Annotated in this window: 9 protein-coding genes; 3 read left to right on the top strand and 6 right to left on the bottom strand. The window is 30.1% G+C overall.

Translation table 11 applies throughout. The features are described 5' to 3' along the window. The 3 genes from ACVC2P_RS09975 to ACVC2P_RS09965 all read left to right on the top strand — a co-directional run. Window positions 1-183: hypothetical protein (locus ACVC2P_RS09975; protein WP_452598330.1), on the top strand; the 183-nt coding region annotated here is incomplete at its 5' end. Window positions 184-666: 483 nt separating this feature from the next. Continuing rightward, window positions 667-1,239 (top strand): DUF6134 family protein, encoded by a 573-nt coding sequence (locus ACVC2P_RS09970; protein ID WP_452598329.1) that lies wholly within the window; start codon window positions 667-669, stop codon window positions 1,237-1,239. Window positions 1,240-1,349: 110 nt separating this feature from the next. Then, window positions 1,350-1,619, top strand: coding sequence for a heavy-metal-associated domain-containing protein (locus ACVC2P_RS09965; protein WP_452598328.1), 270 nt, complete (start codon window positions 1,350-1,352; stop codon window positions 1,617-1,619). A gap of 352 nt (window positions 1,620-1,971) precedes the next feature. Here ACVC2P_RS09965 and crcB read toward each other — a convergent pair whose 3' ends face one another. The 6 genes from crcB to ACVC2P_RS09935 all read right to left on the bottom strand — a co-directional run. Continuing rightward, window positions 1,972-2,340: a fluoride efflux transporter CrcB gene (crcB, locus tag ACVC2P_RS09960; protein ID WP_452598327.1), complete on the bottom strand. Its 369-nt coding sequence runs from the start codon at window positions 2,338-2,340 to the stop codon at window positions 1,972-1,974. 10 nt (window positions 2,341-2,350) lie between these two features. Beyond that, a complete protein-coding gene (locus ACVC2P_RS09955; protein WP_452598326.1) occupies window positions 2,351-2,734 on the bottom strand; it encodes a hypothetical protein in 384 nt (127 codons plus the stop codon). A gap of 209 nt (window positions 2,735-2,943) precedes the next feature. Beyond that, the gene (locus ACVC2P_RS09950; RefSeq protein ID WP_452598325.1) at window positions 2,944-3,297 is read right to left on the bottom strand and encodes an STAS/SEC14 domain-containing protein; all 354 of its coding nucleotides are present in this window, start codon (window positions 3,295-3,297) and stop codon (window positions 2,944-2,946) included. A gap of 2 nt (window positions 3,298-3,299) precedes the next feature. After that, window positions 3,300-4,166, bottom strand: coding sequence for a universal stress protein (locus ACVC2P_RS09945; protein ID WP_452598324.1), 867 nt, complete (start codon window positions 4,164-4,166; stop codon window positions 3,300-3,302). A 14-nt stretch (window positions 4,167-4,180) separates the two neighbouring features. Further along, complete coding sequence (locus ACVC2P_RS09940) at window positions 4,181-4,612, bottom strand: universal stress protein (RefSeq protein ID WP_452598323.1); 432 nt, start codon at window positions 4,610-4,612, stop codon at window positions 4,181-4,183. Then, window positions 4,609-4,973, bottom strand: a 365-nt coding sequence (locus ACVC2P_RS09935) for a VOC family protein (protein ID WP_452598322.1), incomplete at its 5' end; no start/stop codon positions are given. The genes ACVC2P_RS09935 and ACVC2P_RS09940, both read right to left, overlap by 4 nt.

Here is a 4,973-nt window from a genome sequence, read left to right as displayed (position 1 = left end):
CTTAATGACTTTATTGAGGTCTTTCCAATTGATTTACTTATTGTTTCTGTAGGTACAAAAGCACGGATAATAGACGATAATATAAAACCCAGTGCGAGTCCCCAAAAAATTTCCCACACCATTCCAAAGAAGGCTAAACATAAGTTAGTAATTGTCTCCACAAAAATCTATTCGTTTAAGTAAATATAATTGAAATCGGTTAGGCTTTCCATTTAGTAGGATTTAATAGGTGCAGATTTCTGAATTATGAACACACTATAAGTAACTATTGTGTAAAATGAACCATCGCTTTTTGTATTTTCGGTTATGCTCTTATACATAATTTTTGGTTTCTTCATTCTCTTCATTATTTTTCCATTTATTACATTGTTAAGAGAAGAAGCGTAAAACTATTTCCTTTAAATTGGTGTCTATTACTTATAAAACAGGTCCGTTTTTATAGAGAATTGTTTAATGAGAAGTAATAACAGTTTCAGAACATAATGATGCAAATGATAATCAATCAGACATAAGAAGTTGTAGAGGTACAAACGAAGCGGAGTTTTTACTGTAGCGTTTGAATATTTTTTTTGAATCCCCAAATTTGACAGAAAAAAACAACCAGAACTTTATAGAATGTCATTAGATTGTTTCCGCCAAGGTAAAAATATTAAAAAGAAAAACTAAATGAAAATCTTTACTCTCTTACTTTTAAGTTTTTGTTTCTGCCATTCGCAAGAAGCTCAATATAAAATAGCGCATAAAAACAAGAAACTTGGCACTTTGACAGTTACACAAACTCAAAATGATGATAAAACCATCATACAGATTAGTAGTTTTGTACGTGTTAAACTAATCCTTCATATTGACTTAAAATATAATTTAATTAGTGTCTATAAAAAAGGTGTTTTAACCTCTAGTAAGGTTAAAACGTATGCCAACGATAAATTACACTCGTCTATGATTATTAAAAAAGAGAAAGATGGTTACCATATAACTGAAAATGGAAAGACTTCTATTTATAATGAAGCTATCTGTTACAGTGGCGCCATGCTTTATTTTTATGAACCTAAGGATATTTATAAGATGTTTTCTGAAATTGACGGTTATAAAACTACTGTTAAAAAAGAAAATGAGCATACCTATCAAATAATACATCCGGGTAAATCGCATGGTAATGAATATATTTATGAAAATGGTCTTTTAAAAAAGACAGTTATTCATCATCCTTTATTGAGTTTTAGTATTACAAAAATGTAATTACCGTTCATATTTCAGAATTGTGTACATGTTATTGACCAGTAAATTTATAATTGTGTAATTACTTCTTAATTTTAATTAAAAATTAAACAATCTAAAAAATATATAAAATGAGTTTACTAACAGAAAATGTAATCCCAAGTGATCATGGTAGAATTTTTAGCACTAATGCTTCATCAGATGAGCAAATGAATAAAATAAAAGAAGCTATAGAGAGAGTTGATGGTGTAAAAGATGTAGTTGTTATTCAAGATGTTTTTCCTCGAGAATTTATTGTTCATACGACTAAATTAGTATCTGTTAGTAATATTGAAGAAGCGGTTAAATATATAGGTTTACATTGTATCCCTAAAGGTTTTTTCCCAACACTAGAAAAATGAGTATTAACGGAAAATAGTTTTCCGAAAAAAGGCGACAAAATTTTCTTATCCAACGTTACTGGAGAAAAACAAACACTTAAAATAAAAGAAGCTGTTGAAAATATTAATGATGTAAAAATATTGAAGCCTATTTTAACAGGAGTGCTTGCCGATAATGTACCTAATGAAATTCTTACTTCGGTCATTTCGATTCAATCGTTTTACAAACCTATACTAATCATTATTAGGTTTTATGGCAGATTGTTATGGTATTGGCGTTGCCTTACTATCTATAGCTATTTTTCTAATTTTTCTTACGGTATATATTGAACGTAAATAGTATATAAGTTTAATGTGGATTTAGAAGTAGTTTTTATTTAGTCAGCCAAATACCAAAAAATACCATTAAAAGTCCAATAGTAATAGATAGCAACATATATCCTAAAAAAGCAGCAATATTCCCATCTTTAAGAAACGTTTGGTTTTCGAGTGCAAATGTTGAAAACGTAGTAAAACCACCGCAAAAGCCTGTAGCGACTAGTAAGATCGTTGTTGATGAAAAGTTTTTATTCTTTAGTGAGAGTCCAAAGATGATTCCTATAATTAAGCAGCCAAAAACATTGACTGTAAATGTTCCTAAAGGAATATTGAATCGGGTGTTGTTAAGAAGGCTGCCTAGGTAATATCGTAACATACTTCCTAGACCACCTCCTATAAATACCAATACAAGTTGTTTTAGCATTTTAACTAAATCACATCGTTTCTGTTAAAAACCGTAAAAATTCAGTTTTTAATTCAGAAAATATTTTACGCTGGGTTTCAATTTCGTCTCTAAACGCTTTATGGTCATTAAAATGAATGTGGTCTAAAGCTATTGGATGCTCTTTTGCAAAGGTAGAGAGTTCATCTTCGTGAATATTGATTTTGTGTAGCAAGGTATCTACAACTTCATTATGACGTAAAAAGTTATTCTGAAAGTGTTCTACTTGAACCATTACTTCTTTTTTGGTCCATCGAGATGCCACTTCTTCTAATCGGTTTTGAAATATTTTTAGTTCGTCTTTTTGAAACGATAGTTCACTTTTCCACGCTGTATGCTCAAAGTGAAGGTCTGAAATGTAAATTTTATTTTTCATTATTTAATAGATGTTATTGTTGTTTTCTTCTTTGTTCTTTATGATGATTGCCATCAATATGATAAGTAATATATTTGTTAGTATACCTCCGTAAGCACTTATATTGTGGTTTGTAAAATCTAATTCATAAATATTTATAATTAGCAAAACAATAGCGCCAAGAATGATGATGTAAGCAAATTTCTTTTGAAACATATTTCAGTTCTCTTTTATTTTTTAAGCCATTCCCAGGCATTATCTAGTTCGTCAATATCAAAATAATGCTCTTTCCAAGGTGTAAATAAATTATCTATTTTAGTTCCTAGATTATATATTGATTTATTTGAGATTACAGCAATTTTTTTAATATCTTTTCTATCTTCAATTAGTAGTTTTAAACTCTCTAAACACGCTTTAAAGGTTATGGATTCTAGTTGTGTAATTAAGATTAAAATATTGACGTGGTTATGGTTAGTTTTTACTGAATTGATTAAATCCTCCAAGATTACTATATCGTCTTTTTGAATGACGCGGTTAGTAAACTCTACCGCTATAATATTTCCGTGTTCAATTAATGCTTTCATAATTATTTAATTATTAGAATTGGACATTTATCATTTTTAGTAATGACGCGTTCTGCTGTGCTCCCTAATAGTGTTTCTAATTTATTATGTCTAGTGGTTCCCATGATTACAAAGTCTACATCATTTGTGTTGATGTAGTTTAGAATATAATTACTTGGCCAACTATTAGTTTCTTCTATTAATACTGGAGTAATGTTACTTTTTTTGGTTTGATGTTTGCTAATGAAATCATCAAATGCCTTTTTCACAGTTTCCCTTGTGTCTCTCTTCATTTGTGTTTCTGTTCGTAACATATTGTAGTAAGGAATATCTGGTATGTCATAAGCGTGTAAGCAAGTAATAAATACAATTTCAGAGGATTGTTCTTGTAACGCAATGGCATTTGCTAACAGTTTCCCAGAGTGTTCAGAAAGATCTACAGGAACAAGAATATTGGTAAATGTTTTTGCAGAATTTTCTGGAATGACCATCACATTGGAGTCTGTTTTTCTAATAATATTTTTTGCTAGTCTACTTGAAGATTTATCTTTTTTGCCTAGTACTACAATGTTTGGCTTTTCCTTTTTAATTATATTTTGAAACTCTGAAATTACGCGACCAGAAATGGCTTCTACATCAAGGTTATTGACATTTTTATATGAATTTAATAAAGGTTCTATTTTTTCTTCTTTAATCACTTTTGTCATCCTATCAAAAGCATCATTGTAAGAAGAATAATAATTATCGTTATCGTATAATCTCTGTACTACGTGCAAGTGCGTAATTTTATCTATAGTTATTTTACTTGCAAAGAAATCTAGGTATGATGCTAGTTTTTGATCTTTTTCGGTTCCTGTTGTTCCTACTATTATTTTAAGAGATGTGTACATGGTTTTTATTTTTTTTAGTTAATTATTTTTTCTGGAACAAGTAAAAGCGGAATTTTTAAATGATGTATTAAACGTTTTTCTGTATGATGCCCAAAGAGTGTTTCTAAAAATCCGTGTGTATGGTGTCCAATAATTAGCAGATTAGGCTTCCAAAGTGAGATTATGTTCTCAATTTCTTTTTCTGGTCTGCCAATAGGATCAAATTCATGAATTTCAATTGCTGGGTGTGTAATATTTATTTCGTCCATTAAAATATCATGTCTTTGTTGTAATTGCTGCTCTACAACGTTGGGTAAAACCCCAGCTTCTATATTTCCAATACTGTAGTTTGTCACATAGATAACACCAACTTGCGCTTTTATCTTTTTTGCGAATTTAATACCATAATTGGCTGCGTTCATAGCCGAAGGACTGTTGTCTATTGCTATCAATATTTTTTCTGTCATAAATTTATATAGTTTGATATTTCTAATAAGTTACCGTCTGGATCATAAAAATAAACAGATTTAATAGCACCTTGGGCACCTGTACGTTCTACCACATCAGAGATAATAATAATGTTTTTTGAAATTAGTTCTTGTCGTACTTTTTCAACAGCAGTACTGGTGATAAGACATAAATCTGCACTTCCTGGATGAGGATTACGTGCTCTGGGCTCTACATTGCCACCTAGTTGATGAAGATTTATTTTGTGAGACCCGAAACGCAAAGCTTTTCTATTATTTCCAAAAGTAACAATCTCCATTCCTAAATTTTCATTGTAAAACTTACAAGCCCTACGCACCGAAGCAACTGTAAGTACCAAAT

It is taken from the genome of Pontimicrobium sp. MEBiC01747, from assembly GCF_053601635.1.
This window is presented reverse-complemented; position numbering and strand designations above follow the sequence as displayed.